This is a genomic window from Rhodococcus sp. PAE-6 (assembly GCF_025290685.1).
Classification (GTDB): Bacteria; Actinomycetota; Actinomycetes; order Mycobacteriales; family Mycobacteriaceae; genus Rhodococcus; species Rhodococcus pyridinivorans.
On sequence record NZ_JAOCLZ010000016.1, the window covers coordinates 1 to 23247 of the forward strand.

At 67.9% G+C, this 23247-nt stretch carries 26 protein-coding genes and 1 pseudogene; 15 read left to right on the forward strand and 12 right to left on the reverse strand.

Going from position 1 to position 23247, the window contains the following annotated elements:
• Positions 1-614 (reverse strand): AI-2E family transporter (locus NVV99_RS22605; RefSeq protein WP_260783038.1); only part of this gene is annotated, 614 nt, incomplete at its 3' end.
• Between the two features lie 154 nt (positions 615-768).
• Between NVV99_RS22605 and NVV99_RS22610 the strand changes: the two genes are divergently transcribed.
• Entirely contained in the window at positions 769-1206 is a 438-nt protein-coding gene (locus NVV99_RS22610; RefSeq protein ID WP_080678549.1) for a hypothetical protein, read from the forward strand.
• Between the two features lie 36 nt (positions 1207-1242).
• Positions 1243-2322, forward strand: coding sequence for a redox-regulated ATPase YchF (ychF, locus tag NVV99_RS22615; RefSeq protein ID WP_016693933.1), 1080 nt, complete (start codon positions 1243-1245; stop codon positions 2320-2322).
• Between the two features lie 141 nt (positions 2323-2463).
• Here the strand turns inward: ychF and NVV99_RS22620 are convergent, their stop codons facing one another.
• Positions 2464-3243 (reverse strand): alpha/beta fold hydrolase, encoded by a 780-nt coding sequence (locus tag NVV99_RS22620; protein ID WP_024103289.1) that lies wholly within the window; start codon positions 3241-3243, stop codon positions 2464-2466.
• A gap of 55 nt (positions 3244-3298) precedes the next feature.
• On the opposite strand from NVV99_RS22620, the gene NVV99_RS22625 reads away from it, so the two are divergent.
• Entirely contained in the window at positions 3299-5062 is a 1764-nt protein-coding gene (locus tag NVV99_RS22625; protein ID WP_024103290.1) for a GNAT family N-acetyltransferase, read from the forward strand.
• Positions 5063-5152: 90 nt separating this feature from the next.
• Here NVV99_RS22625 and NVV99_RS22630 read toward each other — a convergent pair.
• The 4 genes and pseudogenes from NVV99_RS22630 to NVV99_RS22645 form a co-directional block, all read right to left on the reverse strand.
• Positions 5153-5450: pseudogene (locus NVV99_RS22630) on the reverse strand (NAD(P)-binding protein); the annotation flags it as partial.
• Positions 5451-5563: 113 nt separating this feature from the next.
• Positions 5564-5689 (reverse strand): LuxR C-terminal-related transcriptional regulator, encoded by a 126-nt coding sequence (locus NVV99_RS22635; RefSeq protein WP_313906263.1) that lies wholly within the window; start codon positions 5687-5689, stop codon positions 5564-5566.
• Positions 5690-6075: 386 nt separating this feature from the next.
• On the reverse strand, positions 6076-6867 hold the full coding sequence (locus NVV99_RS22640; protein ID WP_024103293.1) for a hypothetical protein: 792 nt from the start codon (positions 6865-6867) through the stop codon (positions 6076-6078).
• Between the two features lie 74 nt (positions 6868-6941).
• On the reverse strand, positions 6942-7916 hold the full coding sequence (locus tag NVV99_RS22645) for a pseudouridine synthase (RefSeq protein WP_041803570.1): 975 nt from the start codon (positions 7914-7916) through the stop codon (positions 6942-6944).
• A gap of 122 nt (positions 7917-8038) precedes the next feature.
• Between NVV99_RS22645 and NVV99_RS22650 the strand changes: the two genes are divergently transcribed.
• Positions 8039-9310 (forward strand): MFS transporter, encoded by a 1272-nt coding sequence (locus NVV99_RS22650; RefSeq protein ID WP_024103295.1) that lies wholly within the window; start codon positions 8039-8041, stop codon positions 9308-9310.
• 16 nt (positions 9311-9326) lie between these two features.
• On the opposite strand, the gene NVV99_RS22655 is transcribed toward NVV99_RS22650, so the two are convergent.
• Both NVV99_RS22655 and NVV99_RS22660 read right to left on the reverse strand, forming a co-directional pair.
• Positions 9327-10235, reverse strand: a complete 909-nt coding sequence (locus NVV99_RS22655) for a hypothetical protein (protein WP_144376972.1) — start codon at positions 10233-10235, stop codon at positions 9327-9329.
• An 87-nt stretch (positions 10236-10322) separates the two neighbouring features.
• Complete coding sequence (locus NVV99_RS22660; protein WP_006550664.1) at positions 10323-10589, reverse strand: helix-turn-helix domain-containing protein; 267 nt, start codon at positions 10587-10589, stop codon at positions 10323-10325.
• Between the two features lie 92 nt (positions 10590-10681).
• On the opposite strand from NVV99_RS22660, the gene map reads away from it, so the two are divergent.
• The 4 genes from map to NVV99_RS22680 all read left to right on the forward strand — a co-directional run bounded on the left by map (position 10682) and on the right by NVV99_RS22680 (position 13745).
• On the forward strand, positions 10682-11461 hold the full coding sequence (gene map, locus NVV99_RS22665; RefSeq protein ID WP_019287982.1) for a type I methionyl aminopeptidase: 780 nt from the start codon (positions 10682-10684) through the stop codon (positions 11459-11461).
• Between the two features lie 89 nt (positions 11462-11550).
• Positions 11551-11841: an FmdB family zinc ribbon protein gene (locus tag NVV99_RS22670; protein WP_072740540.1), complete on the forward strand. Its 291-nt coding sequence runs from the start codon at positions 11551-11553 to the stop codon at positions 11839-11841.
• A 75-nt stretch (positions 11842-11916) separates the two neighbouring features.
• Positions 11917-13170 carry a formamidase gene (fmdA, locus tag NVV99_RS22675; protein WP_006550661.1) on the forward strand — a complete coding sequence of 418 codons (1254 nt, stop codon included), beginning with the start codon at positions 11917-11919 and terminating at the stop codon, positions 13168-13170.
• A gap of 86 nt (positions 13171-13256) precedes the next feature.
• The gene (locus tag NVV99_RS22680) at positions 13257-13745 is read left to right on the forward strand and encodes an FBP domain-containing protein (protein WP_006550660.1); all 489 of its coding nucleotides are present in this window, start codon (positions 13257-13259) and stop codon (positions 13743-13745) included.
• 18 nt (positions 13746-13763) lie between these two features.
• Here NVV99_RS22680 and NVV99_RS22685 read toward each other — a convergent pair whose 3' ends face one another.
• Positions 13764-14348 (reverse strand): helix-turn-helix domain-containing protein, encoded by a 585-nt coding sequence (locus NVV99_RS22685; RefSeq protein ID WP_019287984.1) that lies wholly within the window; start codon positions 14346-14348, stop codon positions 13764-13766.
• A gap of 48 nt (positions 14349-14396) precedes the next feature.
• Between NVV99_RS22685 and NVV99_RS22690 the strand changes: the two genes are divergently transcribed.
• Together NVV99_RS22690 and NVV99_RS22695 are read left to right on the forward strand one after the other, a co-directional pair.
• Complete coding sequence (locus NVV99_RS22690) at positions 14397-15242, forward strand: trans-aconitate 2-methyltransferase (protein ID WP_024103297.1); 846 nt, start codon at positions 14397-14399, stop codon at positions 15240-15242.
• A complete protein-coding gene (locus NVV99_RS22695) occupies positions 15239-16216 on the forward strand; it encodes an NAD(P)/FAD-dependent oxidoreductase (RefSeq protein ID WP_024103298.1) in 978 nt (325 codons plus the stop codon). Before NVV99_RS22690 ends, NVV99_RS22695 begins: the two co-directional genes overlap by 4 nt.
• Before the next feature lie 64 nt (positions 16217-16280).
• Here the strand turns inward: NVV99_RS22695 and NVV99_RS22700 are convergent, their stop codons facing one another.
• On the reverse strand, positions 16281-17738 hold the full coding sequence (locus NVV99_RS22700) for a benzaldehyde dehydrogenase (protein ID WP_024103299.1): 1458 nt from the start codon (positions 17736-17738) through the stop codon (positions 16281-16283).
• Between the two features lie 605 nt (positions 17739-18343).
• On the opposite strand from NVV99_RS22700, the gene NVV99_RS22705 reads away from it, so the two are divergent.
• A complete protein-coding gene (locus tag NVV99_RS22705; protein WP_024103300.1) occupies positions 18344-19366 on the forward strand; it encodes an alpha/beta hydrolase in 1023 nt (340 codons plus the stop codon).
• On the opposite strand, the gene NVV99_RS22710 is transcribed toward NVV99_RS22705, so the two are convergent.
• Complete coding sequence (locus NVV99_RS22710) at positions 19356-20069, reverse strand: type 1 glutamine amidotransferase domain-containing protein (RefSeq protein WP_024103301.1); 714 nt, start codon at positions 20067-20069, stop codon at positions 19356-19358. The genes NVV99_RS22705 and NVV99_RS22710 overlap by 11 nt on opposite strands.
• Positions 20070-20279: 210 nt before the next feature.
• Complete coding sequence (locus tag NVV99_RS22715) at positions 20280-21239, reverse strand: hypothetical protein (protein ID WP_006550653.1); 960 nt, start codon at positions 21237-21239, stop codon at positions 20280-20282.
• A 341-nt stretch (positions 21240-21580) separates the two neighbouring features.
• On the opposite strand from NVV99_RS22715, the gene NVV99_RS22720 reads away from it, so the two are divergent.
• The 4 genes from NVV99_RS22720 to NVV99_RS22735 all read left to right on the forward strand — a co-directional run bounded on the left by NVV99_RS22720 (position 21581) and on the right by NVV99_RS22735 (position 23176).
• Complete coding sequence (locus NVV99_RS22720; protein WP_041804008.1) at positions 21581-21916, forward strand: hypothetical protein; 336 nt, start codon at positions 21581-21583, stop codon at positions 21914-21916.
• 66 nt (positions 21917-21982) lie between these two features.
• Positions 21983-22483 carry a DUF2505 domain-containing protein gene (locus NVV99_RS22725; RefSeq protein ID WP_024103304.1) on the forward strand — a complete coding sequence of 167 codons (501 nt, stop codon included), beginning with the start codon at positions 21983-21985 and terminating at the stop codon, positions 22481-22483.
• Positions 22484-22648: 165 nt separating this feature from the next.
• Positions 22649-22846, forward strand: a complete 198-nt coding sequence (locus NVV99_RS22730) for a hypothetical protein (protein WP_019287992.1) — start codon at positions 22649-22651, stop codon at positions 22844-22846.
• Positions 22847-22945: 99 nt separating this feature from the next.
• The gene (locus NVV99_RS22735; protein WP_019287993.1) at positions 22946-23176 is read left to right on the forward strand and encodes an RNA-binding S4 domain-containing protein; all 231 of its coding nucleotides are present in this window, start codon (positions 22946-22948) and stop codon (positions 23174-23176) included.
• Positions 23177-23247 lie beyond the last annotated feature (71 nt).

The following is a 23247-nucleotide window of genomic DNA, read 5'->3' on the forward strand; positions in this document are numbered from 1 at the left end:
GGGCCGTCCTTGATGAAGAAGAAGGTCAGCACGAGGACGAGAGCGAGTGTGACGAGCAACGAGCCCGCCGTGCTCACACCGGAGAAGACACCGCCCGCGATGGTGGCAGCACTGCCCTGCACTCGTTCGACCACCGCGTGGACGGCGTTGTCGAGTTGTTCGTCGCGCAGGTTGATCGGGGGTCCCTTCACCCATTCCTGCACGGTGTTGATGCCTTCGGTGGCCTTGTTGGCCAGGTCGGGCATCTGGGAGACCACCGACGGGACGATGCCGGCGATGATGCCGCCGACGATCGCGAAGAACATCACGAGGGTCAGGCCGGCCGCAGCAGCCGGAGGAACGCCGCGTTTGGTCATGAAGCGGGTGGGCGGCCACAGGATGGTGGAGACGACGATCGCGAGGGCGACCGGCAGCACGATCACCCACATCTTCTCGATGATCCAGCCGATCACCACCGCACCGGCGGCGATGACGACCAGGCAGGCCGACCACTTGGCGAGCCAGATTCCGCCCGTGCCCAGCAGGCTCCCGCGGTCGGGTTCAGCCGACGGCTTCCCACTGCTGTTTGCGCTGGGCGCGGTCTTCGATTCGGTCAACGACGGTCCTTCCGACATGTATCGAGCTCGATACCGATCGACAGTCGCCAATCTACGGTCACCGAGCGCCGCGCGTGGTCCGGACGACACGCCGGAAACGGCGCTGAAGGGTCCCCTGTCGTGGCATTCTCGAAACGTGACGAACCGAACGAGCACGACCCGACGCCTGCGTGTGTCCGCTGCGACTGTGGCGATCGCCGCCGCCTTCGCGCTCACCGCGTGCAGCTCCGACGACACTCCCAGCGACGAGGACGTGCGCTCCTCGGCGGATGTCGCGGTCACGAGCGTTCAGGAGCAGGCAGAGGGCGCCATCTCGTCGGTGCAGAGCGTCGCGTCCAGCGCGGCCGAGCGGGCCGGCGACATCTTCGACAAGGCGAAGCTCGATGTCTTCGTCGCGGCCTTCCGCACCGGTTACCCGCAGCTGTCGGCCGACCGGGAGACGCAGGACATCGAGTCCATCGTCACCGAGACCTGCCCTCTCATCGACGATGGTGCATCCGACCAGGAAGTGAACGCGAAGGTTCAGGAAGTCGCGGCCAACGGATCGACCGTGCCCGACGAGGACCAGGCAGCGCGCATCGCGCAACTGGTGCGGGTGGCGTGCGGGTGAAATGAGCGGCGGACGGCCGCGTAGAATACCGATTCCGTGAGCCTTACCCTCGGAATCGTCGGTCTTCCCAACGTCGGCAAGTCGACGCTGTTCAATGCGCTGACCAAGAACGATGTGCTGGCAGCGAACTATCCGTTCGCCACCATCGAGCCCAATGTCGGCGTCGTCGAACTGCCCGATCCGCGACTGAACCGGCTCGCCGAGATCTTCGGTTCCGAGCGCATCCTCCCGGCCACGGTGTCGTTCGTCGACATCGCCGGCATCGTCAAGGGGGCCTCCGCCGGTGAGGGCATGGGCAACAAGTTCCTCGCCAACATCCGTGAGGCGGACGCCATCTGTCAGGTCGTGCGCGTGTTCGACGATCCCGACGTGGTCCACGTCGAGGGCAAGGTCGACCCGATGGCCGACATCGAGGTCATCGCGACCGAGCTGATCCTCGCCGACCTGGAGACGATCGAGCGGGCGCTGCCGCGGCTCGAGAAGGAGTCCCGGAAGAACAAGGAACTCGTCGCCCAGCTGGAGGAGACGAAGAAGGCGCAGGCGATCCTCGAGGACGGCCGCACCATCTTCTCCGCCCAAGCCGAGGTGAAGGGCGAGCTGCTGCGCGACCTGCACCTGCTCACCGCCAAGCCGTTCCTGTACGTCTTCAACGCCGACGAGGCCGTCCTCACCAACGAGGAGCGCAAGGAGGAGCTGCGTAAGGCCGTCGCACCGGCCGACGCCGTCTTCCTCGACGCCAAGGTCGAGTCCGAGCTCCTCGAGCTCGACGAGGACGAGGCGATGGAGCTGCTCGAATCCATCGGTCAGACCGAGGCCGGTCTGAAGCAGCTCGCGCGCGCCGGTTTCCACACTCTCGGTCTGCAGACCTACCTGACGGCGGGTCCGAAGGAATCGCGTGCCTGGACCATCCGCAAGGGCGACACCGCTCCCAAGGCGGCCGGCGTGATCCACACCGACTTCGAGCGCGGCTTCATCAAGGCCGAGATCGTCTCGTTCGCCGACCTCGACGCGGCAGGTTCGATGGCCGAGGCGAAGGCCAAGGGCAAGGTCCGCATGGAGGGCAAGGACTATGTCATGGCCGACGGCGACGTGGTGGAGTTCCGCTTCAACGTCTGACGGACGACATCGGGGCGGTCCTCCGTAGCCATCCGCATTTCGGTGTTCTCGACCCCGTATATCGAGGTCGGGAACACCGAAATCGTTTCGGCGCTCCCCATTCCGTAGCCGCGGTAGGAACTGCCCGGCCTGCCGACGGAATCAACCGTGCCGGGCGACGTCCTCGCAGAGGATGCTCGGCCACTGCGCGAGATCGGCCGGGGTGTACGCGATCTCCAGCTTCGCGTGGGGGAGCAGACCCATCAGCGCCTCCGCTGTGGACACCGGATGGGCGGGGTCGTCGATCCATGCCAGCACCGTCACCGGAATGTCGATGCCGGACACGGCCTCCGGATCGGGCAGGTCGCTCAGTGCGGCGCCCCGGAACAACGACGGCAGCAGTTCCTCGGTGACGTCGGGGACTGTGTCGGGCGCGTCGACGGTGGCCGGTGGTCGTGGTGCATTCAGGTCATGTGTGAGGAACGCCGCCAGTCCCTGCTGCTCGATGAGATCGGCGGCGGCCCGGTACTCGGCGGCCTTCGCGGCGCGGGTGGCCCAAGCGGTCGCCGGCACCAGCAGCGTGAGGCTGCTGAACCGCTCCGGATCCTTCACCGCCGCGTGCAACAGGGTCCCGGTGCCCATCGACGGCCCGACCCCGTGGACCCGTTCGCCGGGGAAGTAGTGGTCGAGCAGCCGCAGCAGGTCGTCGGCGAGCACCGGCCAGCGGTAGTCCTCCGGCACCGCACGCCCGGTCGAGTGGCCGTGCCCCCGTGCGTCGTAGCGCAGCAGCCTGGTGCCGCTGAGCCCGCGGCCCAGGTCGAGGTCCATGAGGCGGTCGCGGTGGCGGCTCGAGGTCAGTCCGTGGAGCTGGACGACCGGGTGACCACCCTCGTCGCTCAGCTCCACGTCGAGTTCGGCCCCCGGCACACTGAAGGTCGGCACGTCGTCTCCCGATGTCGGAAAGCAGTTGCTGGAGAAGGCGCCTAGGATACCCGGCATGCGGCTGACAAATGTGGCGCACCTGCGCCTGCCGTTCGGCCGACTGCTCGGCTACGACGTCACCGTCGCGGGGCTCGGCCGGGCGCTGCCCGTGTCGTTCGACCAGCGGCGGCACGTCGGCGCGGGTGATCGTCCCGGCTCCTGGATGGCTCTGTCCTTCCGTCTGTTCGAGCCGGTCTCGCCCGACGACCTCGCGACAGCATGGCTGGCGGTGATTGCGCGGCACGGCACCCTGCGCTCGGTGTTCACTCACGGCGACGACGGTGAGCCGCGCCTGCACGAGGCCGAGATCCGCCCGGGCGGCTGGGTCGAACATCCGATCGGTCCCGGTCAGTCCGTCAACGACGCCCTCCGGGACGTCCTCGACAGCGCATGTTCGCCCTACAACCGGCCGTCGCACCGGCTGTGCGTGCTCGAGACCGCTACGGAACCGACCGTCGTGGTGGCTGCCGATCACTCGCACGTCGACATGTGGTCCATGCTGGTGATCGCCCGCGACCTGCTCGCCGCCCTCGCCGCCGTGCGCGCGGGACGGGAACCGTCCCTGCCGCCGACACCGGCCTTCGCGGAACACACCCGGGCACTGCAGGACCGTCCGGCCGCACCCGCCGAGGTCCACGAGCGCTGGGCAGAGGTGCTCGCTGCCAGCGGCGACGTGATGTCGCGCTTCCCGCTCTCCCTCGGAGTGGCGAGCCTCCAACGCGAACGCGTGGAGGTGCGCGACGTGCTCGACGTCGACGACAGCGCCGCCTTCTCCGCCCAGGCCAAGGACGACGGGGTCTCCACTCTCGCGTTGGTGGTCGTGGCCATGACCGAGGTGACCCTCGAACTGGCCGGATCCCCGTTACGGGCGGTGTTCCCGGTGCACAGCCGGTACGACGCCACCTGGCACGACTCCGTCGGCTGGTTCATCACCAACTCGGTGCTCGAATCGTCCGTCCCCGAACCTCGTGCGGCCGCGGACGCGGTCAAGGAGGCGGTCCGGCTCGGATCCTGGCCGCTCGAGGACATCCTGCGCCCGTGGGGTGGGATGCCGGAAGCCCCGGGCATGTTCGCGATCTCCTGGCTGGACCTGCGCAGGCTTCCTGTCCGGGTCGACGCCACGGGCCTCGAGGCACAGTACGTCGGCGCGACCATCCGCACCGATGGGGTGATGTTGTGGTTCATCCTCGACGACTCGGGACTGCACCTGCGGTGCCGCTATCCCGACACCGTCGAGGCCCGGCGGCACGTCGGTGGCTGGCTGGACCAGCTCGTCGCCCGGCTGCAGGCACGCGCCCGTGAATCGGTCGGTGGGCTGATCCGCTTGGGCGACAGGACTTATCGGGTGCAACGTGCCGGCCGACCCGACGTACCGGCGATCGTCGGGTTGCTCTCCGGCGACGAGCAGAGCGCCTGCGACGGTGTGGAACTCGCCCGTTACGAAGAGGCCTACGACGCCGTCGCTCGCGACCCTTCGCACTATCTCGCGGTGGTACGCGACGAGGTCGGCCGGATCGTCGGCACAATGCAATTGACGATCGTGCCGGGTCTGTTCCGTGGCGGTGCCACCCGCCTGCTCGTCGAAGGAATCCGGGTCGCCTCGTCCGAACGTTCCCGAGGCATCGGCACAGCCATGCTCGAGTGGGCCCACGATCACGGCCGGAACCGGGGTGCCACGCTCGCACAGATCGCCATAGACCCGGCCGACGAGCAGGCCCGAGCGTTCGGCGCGCGGCTCGGCTACGGCTGCACCCAGGCTGGACTCGAGCGGGCGCTCTGACGTCGGCCGACTCGATGGCCGAGGACTACGTCGTGGCCGACGGCGACGCGGTGGAGTTCCGCTTCGACGTGTAGCGTGTCCTGTACCGAATACGGGCAGGTCGAATCGGGAGGCGTAGGACTCCAGGTAGTCAGCGAGCTCGTCCTTGGTGGGGGAGCGGTGTGGGGTCGCCCGGGAACGGCATGCTGGGCAGTCCGTCGTAGCCGGCGGGACTGTACAGGCGCAGCGAGTTCCAATGGCAGCGCCAGTTGTCGCCGATGCGTCGGTTCGTGTCGACGATGAGGAACGGACGGCCGCGACGAGCCAGATGGTAGTCGGCGGACAGGCCCGCCTGACCTGCGCCGATGACGACGGTGTCGATCTGTTGGGGTGCGCTGTGGACGGTCATGACGACTCCCCGAAGTGAGGGAACTACACCGACGACGTTAGCTACTGCGGTCCGTCGGCCGCGTCGGGAGGAGCGTGCAATCGAAGGTGGCGGCGTATGGGCGGTTCTACCAGTCAGAGCAGGCGATGCTCGTACGCATAGGCCGTCGCCGCTGCTCGTGAGGACACGTCGAGCTTGGTGAATATGTTGCTCGGGTGCCGGGCTACCGTCTTTTCGCTGATGACGAACTCGTGGGCGATGGCTCGATTTCGTCCTGCCGGTGGCGACGGCGCGCAACACTTGGACCTCCCGGGGCGTCAGTCCGTTCGGTGCGTCGGCGAGTTCGGGAACGCGGAGCTCACGTAGATCCGGCAACGCGTGCAGGCCGTGGAATATCGATGCTGCCGAGTCGAATTCGAGGCGGGCCTCATCGTCGTCGCCGAGTGCGGCGCAGCATCGACCCTGCAGCACTCGTACCCGGGCACGTTCGTAGGGTGCGCCGAGGTCACGCCAGCGCCTGCCGGATCGCCGCAGCCGTTCGAGGGCGCCGCAAGGGTCTCCTTCGGGTGCCGGTCGGGTTCGCCCCATTCTCACCGGCTCGAATGGCCCCGTCCGCCGATCGACCGAATTGCTGCTCCCGAGTCCGCTATGTCTTCGAGGCCTTCTCGGTCTTCGACGAGAGTCTGCCGATCACGGCGCTTCCGATGATGCCGACGACGATCATGCCGATCCCGACCGCGTCCGGTATGGAGTCGGTGACCCACCCGAAGATGCCCGCGACCAGCACGAACGTCGGTATCCAGTCGATCAGTTTCAGGAGCGACGGGGCGGGTTCGGACTCGCCCTGCGCCGCCGCGAACTTCGCACCGGCGTAGTCCGGATAGAACTCGGTGAAGGAAACCGCGAAGATGGTCGCCGCGAGCTGGAGCACCCAGCCGGTCCAGAAGTTGCCCGGGTCGCGCATCACGGCGTCGCCGATGAATCCGACGATGGCGGAGAAGGTGAACGCACCGGCCCAGACCGCGGAGATCAGGTAATTGATCTTCATGAACAGAGGAGACGTCCAGTATTCCTGGGGCGTTTCCTCTTTCGCGTAGGGAAGTGTGAACGGCCTGCGCGCGATCAGGGTGGCGAAGACGAACACCGCGAGCGCGATGTTGGTGAGTTCACCGGCCCAGATCTCCATCCAGTCGATGACCCCGTCCGACGCGATGAGGCCCACCGCGGCCAGCACGACGAAGAACGCCGCGCCGAACACGTCGATGGCGTGGACCTTGACGCCGCGTCGCGTGCCCACCCACATCGTCAGCAGGACGAGACCGAGAGCGAAACACACCGCTTCCTCGAACCGTCCCGGGGCCGACAGGACGGACATGAGGATCCACGGTGCGATGCCCGACAATGGCGACCGGAGGTAACCGTCGACGACCTTGGTCATGCCTACCAGCGTATTTCGTGAAGCCGGGCATGTCGGAGTTTTCGGAGGATCGAGCAGGATCCACTCGGGCGCACTCAGTCCTGCGAGGTCGGTGCTTCGGCCAGGGTGCGTCGGGTGGAGAAGCGACGCTCAGCCCCCGACAAGGGGTCGACGAATTCGAGTTCCCGCGCGAGCAATTGGAGGGGGAGCGAATGGTCGTCCGGTGTCTCGGGCAGCAGGACGGGATACCAGTGGTCGCCGAGGATCCCGATACCGAGCGCCGCCAGGTGTACTCGCAGCTGATGCATCCGACCCGTATGCGGGCGCAGCAGGGTGTGCAGAACGGCCCGTCCCGACCTGCTCACCCCGGAGCCGAGCACCTCGATCAGGGTCTCCGAGTTGGGTTCGCGGGTGTCGTCGACGACGACGCGCAACTCACCGCGCCGCGCCTCTATGTGATTGCGGTACAGCACAGGGACCGGACGTCCGGCGATCTCCGGCGCTGCCGGATCCCACTCCGCCGGCAGTGCGGACACCGCCTCGTACACCTTGGAGACCCGGCGCTTCTCGAACAGCGACTGGTAGGCGCCGCGTGTCTCGGGCCGGGCCGAGAACATCACGAGTCCGGCGGTCGCCCGGTCGAGTCGGTGGATGGGTGTCAGATCCGGGTTGTCGAGGCGGGTCCGCAGCCGGACCAGCGCGGACTCGCGTAGGTAGCGCCCGCCCGGAGTGGTCGGCAGGAAGTGCGGTTTGTCGACCACGACGAGGTCGTCGTCGATATGCAGGATTTCCTCGTGGAACGGCACCGGGTCCTCGACGGGCAGATCGCGGTAGTACCAGACGAACCGGTGCGCTCCGAGTTCGGTGCTGCGACCGATCGGTTCTCCGTCGATGCCCACGATCTCGCCGTCGTCGAATCGGCGGTAGAGATCCTCGGCGTCGAGATGGTCGAAGCGTGCGACGACGTACTCGGCGACCGTCGACCACGGACCGGAGGTCGGAACACGCAGTCGCGTGGGCCCGACCCCGTTCCTGACGGGCAAGGGTGAGGGCATCGGCACGGGCACCATCCTCCCATCGGCTGCAACGTGAGCGGCGCCTCGGGTGATCGGCGGTGGCGCGATCGGAGAGCGAGGCGCGGTTCACAGATGCTCGTCGGGGACGGGCGACACCGTTCTGCCACCATGTCCGCATGACTGCACCGGCCCGGCTCGGCATCCCGACCGGCACGCTCGCGCTGCTGGCCGCCCTGTACTTCGCGCAGGGTCTGCCGTACGGGTTCTTCACCCAAGCGCTTCCGGTGGTACTCCGCGAGTCCGGTTTCTCGCTGATCGCGATCAGCGCGACGGGTGTGCTCTTCGCGCCGTGGGGGCTGAAGTTCCTGTGGGCGCCGTACGTCGACCACTACGGGACCCGGCGGCAGTGGTTGCTCTCGCTCCAGCTCGCGGCGTCGGCGGTGTCGTTGATCCTGGCGTGCCTCGACCTGTCGTCGACGCTGCGGTGGCTGCTCGTCGGCATCGCGGTGGTCAACGCCCTCTCGGCAACGCAGGACGTCGCGACCGACGGTCTGGCCGTGCAACTGCTCGGACCGACACAGCGCGGGCTGGGGAACGGCATCCAGGTCGGCGCGTATCGCATCGGCATGATCGTCGGCGGAGGAGCGCTGCTGTGGGTGTTCTCCCTCGCCGGTTGGCGCAGCCTGTTCCTCGCGATGGCATTCCTGCTGGTGCTGACGACGATCCCGGTGTGGCGACTGCCGCGCACGGAGCGACCGGCCACGACGGATCGGGAACCGCGAAGCGCGACCCGCATGACGGTCGCGTGGTGGACGCGTCTGCGCCGCCCCGGGATGCTCGCGTTCATCCTGCTCATCGGCGGCTTCAAGTTCGGTGACTCGATGGGCTCGGCGATGGTCGGTCCGTTCATGTCCGACTCGGGACTCACCCTCGGGCAGATCGCGCTGGTCAAGGGTGTGCTGTCCTCGGCAGGCGCTCTCGGCGGTGCCGCCCTCGGTGGGTGGCTGTGCTTCCGTCGCGGTCGTCGGCAAGCCCTGCTGATCGGTGGCGTGACCCAGACGGCGAGCCTCGCCTTGTACGTCGTCGCGTCGCTCGGCTACGGCGGGTTCGGGCTCATCGTCTCCGCGAGCCTGGCCGAACACGTCCTCGGCGGCGCCGCGACGGTCGCGGTGTTCACGCTCATGATGGACGCCGCGGACAGGGACCACGCCGGCAGCGACTACACCCTGCTCGCGTGCGCGATCGTCGTGGTGCAGGGCATCGCGGGCTTCACCGCCGGTGTGGTCGGAGACGTGTTCGGTTATCCCGCGCTGTTCGGCACGAGCCTGGTGCTGTCGGGAATCGGATGTGCCGTCCTGCTGCTCGCTCTTGATCGAGGCATCGGGCCGAGCGGGGTGCACGGTGTGTGGCAGAGCGGCGCGGGGCGGGCGGCCTCGCGTCCCCGGTGATCACCGGTACCGCCGATCACTGCGACCAGTACTGCAGCATCGGCTCCTCGGCGAGCACCGTCGACCCCTCGGAGATGACGAGAGCACGCGACGAGATGCTGTACTGCACACCGGCGTTCGTGGCGGTGAAACCGTCGCCCGAGGGCACGGGGTCGTCGATCTCGATCGCCGCACCGTCGTTCGTACGAACGCCCTTGTAGTAGTACCGGCCGGCCCCGGTCTCGCACACCACGACGAGCGAGTCGGCCGTCTGGCCGATGGCGACGGCGGGATTCGTGTGGTTGCACCGCGCCTCGGGGATGCCGACGAAACCCTGGGGGTCGGTGTCCTCGGAGGCCGACACGGGCAGTAGTGGACGTGCGGGTCCGGTCGCGGGCGCGGGATTGCCGGTTGCTGTGAGTTCGAGATCCTCGATCCGCAGGGCCAGGTCGCCCGGCAGCACGGTGACGTAGCTGTTGCCCTGCACGATGCTGTTGGCCGTGATGCACTCGAAGTCGCCCGTGAGGCACGACAGCCGTTCCCAGTAGCCGCCGAGCGAATCCGTCGGGCGTAGCGCGTATTCGCCGGGGGTGATGTCGACTCCGACCTTCAGGGTGCCGTTGGTCGGGAAGCCGCTCGGGGTGGCAGGCCGGCTCGTCTGCGCTCGCGGGGTGGGCGGATCCGCCTCGGTCTGCGGGGCTGCGGACGGCGACACGGTGACCGTCACGGTCGACGGGGACGGGCTCGCGGCGACGGCGCTCTCCGATCCCGGATCGGACGAGCGGGTCAGGACGACGACCAGGGCGGCGACTGCGGCGACGACGGCGACGAGCAGGGCACCGCCCACGAGCCACGGCCACTTCGGTCGTCGCGGCGGGGTCGGGGTGGGCCAGGGTGGCGGGGGAGCGCCGTAGCCGTAGCCGTATCCGTCCGGCGGAGGCTGCATCGACATTCGGGTCCCTTCGCTGTCGCGGTGTTACGCCTCCTGATATCGCTGCCGATGTCTGCTGCTGTTACGTCATGCGGGGTGGGATCACCCGGTTTGCTGCAGGTCGTCACAGGGAAGGGTCAGTTCGGCCAGATCGTCGAGGGAGACGGGCAGCACCCGTGCGAGGGCGGCGATCGTCGCGAAGGCCGGCGTCGCCAGTCGTCCGGTCTCGATCTTCCGAAGGGTCTCCGGCGAGATGTCGGCGGCCTGAGCCACCTCGGTGAGCGTCCTGCTGCCTCGGGCATCGCGCAGCCGTCCACCCAGGCGTTTGCCGGCGGCCAGCTGTTCCGGGGTCAGGGGGAGTCGCACCATGACCCGCAGTCTAACCGCGTCGGTATGAAAATACCGATCGTCGCGATAGGGTGGTATTTAAATACCGTCTCGTGATCCTGAGGAGTGCCCACGTGTTGGAACTGAAGACCCCCGGTGAGATCGCGGCAATGGATGTGACCGGTACGTTCATCGCCGAGTTGCTCGACGACCTGACGGGCCGCGCCCGTCCCGGCGTGAACCTGCTCGACCTCGAACAGCGCGCACGGGACATGATCGAGGAACGTGGCGCGGTCTCGTGCTACTGGGATTACGCGCCGTCGTTCGGGAGCGGACCGTTCCGCAACGTCATCTGCCTGTCCGTCAACGACGCAGTGCTGCACGGACTCCCGCACGACTACGTGCTCCGGGACGGCGACCTGCTCAGCATGGACATCGCGGTCTCGATCGACGGCTGGGTCGCCGATTCGGCGCGCAGCATCATCGTCGGCGCGGAGCGTCCCGAGGACCGGCATCTCGTCGAGGCGACCGAGGTGGCGCTGGCCGCGGGTATCGCCGTCGCGCTCCCCGGCAACCGCCTGGGCGACATCTCCGCGGCGATCGGCGCCGTCGCCGCCGAGTACGGCTATCCCGTCAACACCGAATTCGGTGGTCACGGTCTCGGCCGCACCATGCACGAGGATCCGCACGTGGCGAACGCCGGGCGTAAGGGGCGTGGGCTCGTGCTGCGTCCCGGCTTGACGCTCGCCCTCGAACCGTGGTTCGCGGCGGGGACGGACAAGATCGTCTACGACCCGGACGGCTGGACCATCCGCTCCGCCGACGGCTCGCGTACCGCGCACAGCGAACACACGATCGCGATCACCGAAGGTGAACCGCTGGTGCTGACGAAACGGGAGCGCGTCACCGAATAGATCCGGACTGCAGGAAGATTCGGAGTAGACACGCGGGTTTCCGCTCGGTCCGTTATGGTCGGTGCACCGACGCGCGAGAGGCGATGCAGATGCCGCTGTACGAGTTCCGATGTGCCGACTGCGGGCCCTTCGACGTCTCCGTTCCCATGAGCGAAGTCTCCGCATCGGCTCCGTGCCCGCGGTGCGAGCAACAGTCTCGTCGCTCTCTCACCCCACCGCGTCTCGGTCGGGGAGATTCGGCAGCGATGCGCCTGCACGACGCGACGGCCCGTACCGCTTCCGAGCCCGACGTCGTCTCGGGTTCCCTCCCAGGCGTGTCGAGGCGTCCGTCGCGGCCGGTCACGACCGATCCCCGACATCGAACGTTGCCCCGCCCGTGATCCGACACCGCCCGTGATCCGACACCGCCCGTGATCCGACACCGCCCGTAATCAGACACCGCTCCAGGAGGTCCCGTGCCCGACGTCGTGTTCCCGCTCGATTCGACCCGCCGGTTCACCGATCAGGACAAGATCGGCCACAACCGTTGGCACCCGGACATCCCGCCCGTCGCGATGCTGAAACCGGGGGATTCCTTCCGCGTGCACTGCCGCGAATGGTTCGACGGCGAGATCCACAACGACGACTCCGCCGACGACATCCGCAATGCCCCGCTGCACATCGTGCACGCGTTGTCGGGACCGTTCGCGGTGGAGGGTGCCAAGCCCGGCGACCTGCTGATCGTCGACATCCTCGACCTCGGCCCGATTCCGCAGGAGGACTCGGGTCCGCTCGCCGGGCAGGGCTGGGGCTACACGGGCATCTTCGCGAAGACGAACGGCGGGGGATTCCTCACCGACCAGTTCCCCGACGCCTACAAGGCGATCTGGGACTTCTCCGGGCAGAAGGCGACGAGCCGCCACGTGCCCCACGTGTCGTTCACCGGCATCGTGCATCCCGGCCTGATGGGGACGGCGCCGTCGCACGAACTGTTGTCGACGTGGAACACTCGGGAAGCTGCTTTGATCGCGACGGATCCCGACCGCGAGCCGGCGCTGGCGCTGCCGCCCGAGCCGAACGGCGCGATTCTCGGCAGCCTGTCGGGCGCCGATTTCGACCGGGTCGCGGCCGAAGCGGCGCGCACCGCTCCACCGCGGGAGAACGGCGGCAACCAGGACATCAAGAACCTCACGAAGGGAAGCCGGATCTTCTATCCGGTCTTCGTCGACGGCGCGAATCTGTCGGTCGGCGACCTGCACTTCTCGCAGGGTGACGGCGAGATCACCTTCTGCGGTGCCATCGAAATGGGCGGGTTCATCGACCTGCGCGTCGATCTGATCCCCGGCGGTATGGAGACCTATGGGGTGAGCGAGAACGCCATCTTCATGCCGGGCAACACCGACCCGCAGTATTCCGAGTGGCTCGCGTTCTCCGGCACGTCCGTGACGCTCGACGGCGAACAGCGGTATCTGGATTCGCAATTGGCGTACCAGCGGGCGTGTCTGCACGCCATCGACTATCTGACGAAATTCGGCTACAGCCCCGAGCAGGCGTATCTCCTGCTCGGGGCTGCACCCATCGAGGGACGTTTGTCGGGTGTCGTGGACATCCCGAATTCGTGTGCCACGGTGTATCTTCCGACGGCGATCTTCGACTTCCCGGTCGCGCCCACCGCATCCGGTCCGGTGACGATCGATCCGGGTATCGGAGCACCGCGTTCGTCGGCGTGAGGGCCGCGAAAATCGTTTGCCCGGTGTGAGCGGTGCGCGTACCGTCCTCGGATCGGTACATACGCGAACGAAAGGTGGTCCCCGCCATGGACCCGCTCACCGAACGGGACATTCGAACATCCTTCGTCAACTGCTCCAAGGGTGATGCGAAGCGGCTTCCGGTGCCGCGCGATCTCGACGACCGGCCGTGGGACGAACTCGACTTCCTCGGCTGGACCGACCCGTCGTTCCCCGGTCGCGGCTACATCGTGGTCCCCCGCGACGGCGAACTCGTGGGTGTCGCCATGCGGTTCGAACAGCAGGGCTCGGGCAAGACGCAGATGTGCACGATCTGCCTCACCACCCACACCCGGGGTGGCATCGCTTTGATGACGGCGAACAAGGTCGGCGATGCGGGTCGAGCGGGCAACGCGGTCGGAACCTACATGTGCATCGACCTGCAGTGCTCGCTGTACGCGCGCGGCAAGAAGAAGCCCGCACTGGGCAGCCGGTACCGCGAGGATCTCGAGCCGGAGGAGAAGGCCGAGCGCGTCCGCGAGAATCTCGGCGCGTTCGTCGATCGCCTGTACGCCTGACGGGCGAACCCGGCCCTTTCAGTGCGATGCGGGGTTGCGCAGGTGCGCACGCTCCCCGTTCTGATCGAGGATCGTGAGGATCTCCACCGGTCCGTCGTGCGCGCTGATGGCGTGCGGTGTCATCGTCGAGAACTCGGCGGCGTTGCCCTCCTGGATGAGGATCGTCCGTTCGCCGAGTTGGAGCCGGGCGGTGCCGGTCAGGACGGTGAACCATTCGTGCCCCGGGTGCACGGGGAGCGTGTCGGCCGGCACCGGCTCCTGCTTCGTGATCCGCATCTTGGCGATGGTGACGCCGCCCAGTGATCGTTCCCGCGACAACAGCCAGGTCGTGTACCCCGGGGTGTCGCACGCCTGGGGCCTGATCACCACGTCCTGGTCCTCGCCGGATTCGACGAGCTGGTCGATCGTGGTGTCGAGTGCCCGCGCGATGGGAACGAGCTGGTCGAGTGCGATCCTGCGACGGCCCGTCTCGATGCGGCTCAGGTTGGACGGGCTGATGTGGCACCGGCCTGCGAGAGTGTCGAGGGTCCACCCCCGCGCGAGCCGCAGGCTGCGGATGCGCTGACGGATGAGTTGGTCCAGATCGGACGATTCTTGCTCCATAGGCAATAGTGTATGCCGAAACTGGATGACGCGTCCTAACGTGGAGTCATGCACCACCACGCCCACCACGCACCGCACGACCACGCGCACGACGAGTCGATGGCCGAGGTGCTCGACCTCGACGCCGCGATGAACCGGCCCTACTTCGAGTCGTTGCTCGACCGGGTCGCCGGACAGCTCGAGCGCGAACCGCGCACCGTCGTCGACATCGGCGCCGGCACAGGAACAGGCACACTCGCCCTGGCGCGCCGGTTCCCCCACGCGCAGCTCGTCGCTCTCGACCGGTCCGCCGGGATGCTCGAACGACTCCGGAAGACCGCCGCGTACAACGGGTTCGGTGATCGGATCCGGACCGTCGAGGCCGACCTCGATGCAGGACTTCCGGCAGTCGGTGCGATCGACCTCGCCTGGGCGGCGCTGTCCCTGCACCACATCGAGGATCCGGATGCAACGCTCCGGCAACTCGCCGAGGCGATGGCACCCGGGGGGACGGTGGTCGTCACCGAGATGGAGTCGCAACCACGATTCCTGCCCGACGACATCGGTATCGGTACGCCGGGACTCGAAGCGAGATGTCACGAGGCCGCGGCGTCCCGGGGGTGGAACAGGTGGCCCGACTGGAGCGACAACCTGCGTTGCGCCGGGTTCGGGATGGTCGAGATGCGCCGCGACGAACTCGGTGCCGACGTCGACGACACCGCACGCCGATACGCCCACGCGGTGCTGAGCCGGATGCGGACCGGCCTCGACAACGCCGTGTCCGACGAGGATCTCGACACGCTCGATCGACTCGTCGGCGACGGTCCCGACTCGGTGCTGCACCGGGCAGATCTGGTGGTGCGTGGATCCCGAACCGTGTGGATCGCACAGGTAATCAAGGAGGAGAACCGATGAACACCCAGGAGAACCCCACACAAGACGGTTACGACGTCGTCGTGATCGGCGGCGGCTCCGCCGGACTGAGTGCCGCCACAGCGCTGGCACGCTCACGCCGCTCGGTGCTTGTCGTCGATGCCGGAGAACCGCGCAACGCCCCTGCCGCGGCCGCGCACAACGTGATCGGACACGAAGGCATCGCGCCGACCGAACTGCTGGCTCTCGGACGGAAGGAGGCCGCCGGATACGGCGCCGAAATCCTGTCCGCACGAGCAGAATCCGCTCGTCGCAGCGACACGGGATTCGAGATCGGTCTCTCCGGCGGCACCACCGTGCAGGCACGTCGACTGATCCTCGCGACGGGACTGGTCGACGAGCTGCCCGACCTGCCCGGAGTTCGCGAACTGTGGGGGAAGAGTGTCCTGCACTGCCCGTACTGTCACGGCTGGGAGGTTCGGGACCGGCGCGTCGGCGTGATCTCGTCGGGGCCGATGAGCGTGCACCAGACCCTGTTGTTCCGTCAGCTCAGCGACGACGTCACCTTCTTCACCCACTCGGCGCCCGCCCTGGAGAGCGAGGCCCGCGACCAGCTCGAGGCACGCGACGTGCGGATCGTCGACGGCACCGTCGCGGAACTGCGAGCGGACGGCGAGGAGGTCCGTGCCGTGGTGCTCGAGGACGGCACCGAGGTCGAGGTCGACGCCGTGGTGGTCGCACCGCGTTTCGTCGCCCGCGCCGACCTGTACGAGCAGCTCGGCGGAACGGTCACCGACCATCCCGTAGGGACCCTCATCGAGACCGATCCGACGGGGAAGACCGCTCTGCCCGGCGTGTGGGCGGCGGGCAACTCCGCCGACCTCTCCGCGGTGGTCGTGGTCGCTGCAGGCGCCGGCGTGATGACAGGGGCGGCCGTGAACGCCGACCTGATCGCGGAGGAGACGGCCGCGGCGGTGGAGGAACGAGCCGCCCGCGGACTCACCTTCGCCGAATAGTCCTGTCGGGCATACGAGAACGGCCGGGCGAGCACACGCTCGCCCGGCCGATTCGCGATCTGCGTCAGAACGGGTAGGGCGCGATGTCGGGACGCACCGTGACCCACTGGGTCTCGGTGAACGCCTCGATGTTCGCGGCCGGACCGCCGAAACGGGAACCGGTACCGGATGCCCCGACCCCGCCGAAGGGAGCGTTGGCCTCGTCGGCGACGGTCATCTCGTTGATGTGGATCTTGCCCGAGTGGATCCGGTCGGCGATCTTCATCGCTTGTCCCACGTCGCCGACGATGCTCACCGACAGGCCGTACTCGGACGCATTGGCCAGTTCGACGGCCTCGTCCGAGTCGGAGAACTTCAGCACCGGCGCGACGGGACCGAAGATCTCCTGGCCCCAGGCGGGCATCTCGGTGGTCAGATCGGTCAGGACGGTGGGCCGGTAGAACAACCCCTCGTGCGTGCCTCCGGCAGCGAGAGTGCCGCCCGCGGCGACGGTGTCCTGCACGATCGTGTCGATGTTCGCCAGCTGACGCTCGTCGATGATCGGGCCCAGGTGAACCGGGCCGCCTGCGGGATCGCCGACGACGAGCGCATCCGCCTTCGCGGCGAGGGCACGCACGTAGTCGTCGTAGACGGACTCGTGCACCAGGTGCCGGCCGGTGGTCATGCAGATCTGGCCCTGGTGGAAGAACGATCCCATCGCTCCGACACCGGCAGCGAGATCGACGTCGGCGCCGGGGAGCACGATCATCGCGTTGTTGCCGCCGAGTTCGAGGTGGGTGCGCTTGAGATGTTCCGCGCCGGCCTTGCCGACGTGGCGTCCGGCGGCGGTGGATCCGGTGAACGAGACCACCCGCACCTCGGGAGCATCGACGGTCGCGGCGCCGACGTCACCACCACCGGGCAGCACCTGCAGCACACCGGCGGGTAGTCCGGCCTCCTCGAAGATCCGGGCCACGGCGACACCACCGATGACGGTGGTCCGCGGATCCGGCTTGAGCAGCACCGCATTGCCGAGGGCGAGAGCCGGGGCAACCGAGCGCATCGCGAGCAGCAACGGGAAGTTGAACGGCGCGATCACCGAGACGACGCCGGCGGGCAGGCGGCGCGCGATGGACCAGTGACCGTTGTCCGAGGGCAGGTACTCACCGTGCGGATGGGTGGGCAGCGCCGACGCCTCGAAGCACTCGGTGGCGGAACCGAACACCTCCATGGCGGCCTTGTCCGGAATGGACCCGGCCTCGCGGAGTCCCCAGCCGATGAGTTCGTCGGCGTGCTCACGGAACTTCTCGCCGGCGCGACGGAGGATCTCCGCACGCTCGGACGGCGCCGTGGCGGCCCAGGACTTCTGCGCGGCGGCGGCGGCGCGGGCGGCGGCGTAGACGTCATCGGGGTCGGCCAGGCCGATCTCGGCGATTTGTTCCCCGGTCGCGGGGTTGGTGACCTTCGTGGTGCCGCCGTTGCCGGGGCGCCAGCCGTCGAGATGGATCTTTCCCGTCCACAGGGCTTCGTCGAGCAAGGCCATAGGGTTCTCCTCAGCGTGGTCGTCGCCGTCCCGCGCGCGTGGGACACCGATGTGTTCCACGAGTGTGGGAGCGATGACGGCTCGTAGGATCGATTCTTCTCATTCAACGAGAAAGCCCGCGATATCCGTCTACGCACGACGAACACCACGTGCACCGCTCCGCGGCCGAGGGGTCATGAGCGAGCACAATGATCCGAATGGAACTGGCCCTCATGGCAGTGGTCGGCATCGCCGGCACCGTGAGCATCGCGGCTGTACTCGGCCGCGCTGAGCATGCCGGCCCAGGACTTCCGCCGGAACTTCAAGGCCATCAGCGGACTCGGGGTCCTTCTCGTCGTCGTGACCACTGCGGCTGCTCACCATCGCGGCCGAACGCGGGGCCCTGCTCGAGGGCCGGGCGCGCGGTACCTACAGTTCGCAGACGCTCGGTGCGGCCCAGCGCCGCCTCGACCTCGAGGAGACCCGATTGCAGGCGCTGAGCGAACAACCCTGACGGTCCGCGGCGCGGACGCCCCGCCCGAGAACCCGCATCCCGCCGCACTGTTTGACATGATCGTTCGGTCCGGATCCGCCCGGGCGCGTCGTGACCCGGGTAGGAGTGACAGGTGTCGGAGGGCAGTACGGACAGAGCGCCGCGTCGGCGCGTCGGTCGATGGATCCTGATCGTCTTCGTCGTGGTGCTCGTCGTCGTGGCGGCGGCGTTCGTCCTCACCCCCGTGCCGGGATCACTGGTGGTGCGGAAGGTGTTCGAACGCGACGCGCGGGAGCAGACCGCGAAGCTCGCGGTGGACGCTCCGGAGACGGACTTCGTCGCCGACCTCCACTATCGGGAGGACGACCCGGACGCCTATCTCGACGTGTACACACCGCCGGGGACCACCGAGGCGCTGCCGACGATCGTGTGGACGCACGGTGGCGCGTGGTTGTCGGGTAACCGCACCAACTACGCGGGCTACTACCGGCGTCTCGCGGCCGCCGGATTCACCGTGGTGTCGGTCGGCTACTCGCTCGCACCGGGCCACCGCTATCCGACCCCGGTGCGGCAACTCGTCGATGCACAGCGCTACTTGCTCGAGCACGCCGACGAACTGCACATCGACACCGAGCGGATCGTGCTCGCCGGTGACTCGGCCGGGGCGCAACTGTCCGCGCAGATCGCCGCGGCGATCACCGACCCCGACTACGCCGCGACCCTCGGTGTCGACCCGGCGTTCACTCGGGAGAACGTTCGCGGTGTCGTGCTCAACTGCGGCATCTACGACCTGTCCGCGATCGGTGGGAGCGGCGGGCTGACCGGATGGGGCGTGGAGCAGGCGATGTGGGCCTACACCGGCGCCCGGGAGTTCGCCACTTCGGATGCGGCGGGCCAGATGTCGGTATTGAACTCGGTCACCGAGAACTTCCCGGCCACCTACATCTCCGGTGGCAACGCCGATCCGCTCACCGCCACCCAGTCCGAGAGGCTCGCGCAGCGGCTCACCGGACTGGGTGTGCAGGTGGATGCGTTGTTCTATCCGGACGACCACACACCGGAACTGGCACACGAGTACCAGTTCGATCTGTCGACACCGGATGCGCGTGCCGCGCTCGAGCGGACGATCGATTTCGTCCGCAAGGTCACGACGTAGCGCGCGCGGGGATATCGGCGACGATGCGTTCGGCGAGCGGCCGCGAGGAGGCCGGGTTCTGGCCCGTGTACAGGACGCGGTCGACCACCACGTGCGGCTGCCAGGCGTCCGTGGACGAGAAGACGGCCCCGGCCTCCTGCAGGCGGTCCTGCAGCAACCAGGGTGCCTTGTCGGCCAGTCCCGCCTGGACCTCCTCGACGTTCGTGAACGCCGTCAGGCTGTAACCCTCGAACAACCAGCGACCGCCGGACTCGTGGGCGGGAAGCAGGGCAGCCGGGGCGTGGCACACCATCGCGACCACTTTGTCGGCCTCGACGAAGTGCCGGACGAGTTCACCGAACCGCTCGTCGACGGCCAGATCCTCCATCGGGGCGTGGCCACCGGGCACGAACAGCAGGTCGAAGTCCTCGGCCCGCTGGTCCTCGAGCACCGCCGCACCGGTGAGCACCGGCTGCAGCTTCTCGAGCGACGACTTCAACTCGGCCACGCGGTCCTCACCGCCTGCGGCGTCGGGTTCGAGGCTGGCCTGGTCCACGACGGGCGTGCGGCCGCCCGGAGTGGCAACGGTGATGTCGTAGCCGGCTTCGTCGAAGACGGTGTACGGCTCGACGAGTTCCTCCGCCCAGAAGCCCGTGGGATGGCGGGTGCCGTCCTGCAACGTCCAATGATCGGCGGAGCTGACGACGAACAGGATGCGGGTCATGGTGTGTCCTCTCTGATGAACGCAGAGGCCGGGTACCCGCTGTGAGCGGGACCGACACCGGCGGTGACGATGGGTCGCCGGGTCCGCGACAGTGACGACGGTCGCCGGGTCCGCGACAGTGACGACGGTCGCCGGGCCCGCGACAGTGACGACGATCGCCGGGCCCACGAGGGACCCGGCGATCGTGTGACGTGACTGGGGTGCGGCGGATCAGATGCCGACCACCTCCTGCGCGATGGCGGCCAGACGGGTCTGGGCCGCGGAGATAACACCGTGTCGTGCCTTGTGCGCTTCCTCGTAGGCGACGATCGCCCGGATGTCCGCGGGCTCGGTCAGTTCCTTGACCGCCGCCACGGCCTTCGGGACGGTGAGATCGTCGTAGTTCCGGATCGGCAACTCCTCCTCGGTGAGGACACCCGAGGCGCTGCGTGCCTTGTGCAGAGCGTCGGCGGTGCCGTCGGCGCCTTCACGACGGCTCACGCGCTCGGCCGTCTCGAGAGCCGCATCGCGCGAGGCACCGATGGTCTTGGCTGCGACGTCACCGGCATGCGCGCCGCGCGAGAGCAGCGACTCGATGCGGGGACGCGTCGAGCGGGCGACATCGATCGCTCGATCGATGCTGCGCGCCGACCAGGTGACCGGCGTGTTGACCAGGCGCACCGCTGCGCCGGCCGCGGCCTGCAGGGGAGTGCGACGCAGAGCGGCAGGACCACCGAGCGCCTCCTCCGCGATGACGGTGGTGAGCCACTCGACCGTCGCCGTGTGAGCCGTGATCAGACGGTCCGCCAGCGACACGATCGACTTGTGTCCGCCCGCGATGGCCAGTGCCTTCACGTAGCGGGCACGGTCGAGGAGCTGATGTTCGAGGGCGAGGTCCGACAGCAGTGCTTCGTCGAACGGCTGCGCCTGCTCGGTGAGGGTCTTCACCATGATGGCGGCGCGGCCGATGAACGGCCCGACCACATCGGGAAGTCCGCCCAGATCGCGGATCGCCTCTTCGATCGCCACCGCACGGATGCGGCAGTTCTCGGCGTTCTCGGTCAGCTCCTTGCGTACCGCTTCGGTTCGGGCCTGCGCGACACGCGTTTCGGCGACCTGGGTCTCTGCATGGGTCAGTTCGTGGAGAGTGCGCAACTGGGTGAGCAACGCGGGAGTTCGGTTCTCGGTCATCGTGCGTTCGCCTCCTTCGCACTGGAAGAGTCGGTGATCTACCGACGAATTCACATCCATCGAGAAATGACGTGACAACTGTCGGCTACCCGACCCCCGTAACTGCTAACGTCTATGTGATCCATAACACACCCTCTGGTCGGGTTCGTTGCTGCAGTGACCACTCTGCGCACGCGAGTCGCACGGGTCTCGGTTTGAGCCGGTGACTCGCGGGGAAACTTCGGAGCACACCTTGACGTGAGAGATCGAGGCCGGGACGAGACGCGGTCCGCCTGACTCCTCAGGTGATCGGCGACCGTGAGACGGCCGCAAGCAGCACAAAGGAAAGCGGGGACGACACGATGACCACGGCAGCACCCGTCATGCCCACGGACGTGATCACCGCTCCGGCGACGGTTGCTCCGTCGCAGTCGGCCGACATTCCGGCGCAGACGATCGGCGCGCGGTCCGTCGAGGCCCCGCCGTCGGCCGCCGTGGCGTCGAGGGAGGTGGAACCTCCGGCGACGGAGGAGATGCCGGCCCTGCTCGAGCACCCGATCGCGGGCATGCTGATGTTCGTCGTCCTCGCCGTCTGCGGATTCGCAGCCGCCGCGGTGGTCGCAGGATCCCTGGCGGCCGGGCTCGCTCTGGTGGGTGTCGTCGGAGGAGCGGCGGCGACCCTCGTCGCTGTTCTCTGACGTGGCAGAACGACACCGGTAGGCCCGTTTCGTCCAGATCCGAGCGGGAGGATATCGTCTCCGGTCATGTCCAAGGAATTCGTTTTCACGTCCACGCTCGACCACAGCGTCGAACGCGTCCACGGCGCTTTGACCAGCGAGGACTTCTGGAACAGCCGACTGGCTGCGAGCCAGACCGGCGTGGCGCAGCTCGAGGTCGGCTCCGGTCCCGGGACCTTCCGCGCGAAGGTCTCCGACCAGATCGACACCTCCGCGCTGCCCGCGGTCGTCCGGGGCGTGGTGCGAGGACCTCTGATCATCGAGCGCACCGACGAATGGGGCGGACTCGGGGGCGGTACGGCGCAGGGAACCCTCGCCGGCAGCACGTCGGGGCTGCCGATCACGATCGCGGCCCGTTCGGAGCTTCGTGGCAACGCGGACGGCGGTACCGAGATCGAGGTGCGTGGCGAGGCCACCGTCAAGGTTCCTGTCGTCGGTGGGCAGATCGAGGGCCTGATCGTCCAGCTCGTCGAGAACATCGTCCAGAACGATCGGACCGACCTCGACAAGTGGCTCACGGAGAACTGATTCGCAGGGGCGCCCGATCGATCGGCTTCCGATCGACGGATCACCTGGTCCGATGCCGTCGTTCCTCTTCCGAGGTACGGCGGCATCGTCGTTCCCGCCGGATTCGTCGGCGACACACCGGGTCAGGTCGTTGAAGAGGGGTGTGACCCAGGCCACCATCGGATCATGTCGATGCCGTGGGACGAGGACGGCGGCTACGCGTGGGAACGCCGCGAGGCCGGATACACCTGGGAGCAGATCGGCAGCGAACTCGGTTGCCCTGCCCATGTCGCACAGAATCTGGGGGAGCGCTACCGCGCGGATATCACTGCCGAGATGACGAGGAACCAGTTGTCGTTGTTCGACATCTCGACCGAGACCTGAATCCCGGCCGCCGGTGTTCGCCGTGTGTTCATCGGATGTGCACCCGCACGGACCCCGTGTGAGGAGGCATCGTCGCCTCCGGAGGGGACCGTAGGTGTCATGGAGGCACTCGTGCGCGACTCCCTGTTCGGTTTCCTCCAGGAGAGCGGACTGGCCGGCTCGGGCGGTGAAGCGGCGGCGCTGCTCATGGAAGGTCTCGTCCGCGTCAATCATCGCCAGGTCCGCAGTCCCCGTACTCCACTTCGTGCCGGGGACGTCGTCTCGATCGCGGGTACGCGATCGATGGCGGTCTTCGGCGTCTCTCCCGGCGGGGTTCGTCCCGTCCTGTAGCTCGTCCGTCGCACGGAGCGCCCGCAACCTCCGGCACGGAGCACTCGCGACCTGCGACGCAGTCGCCTGTC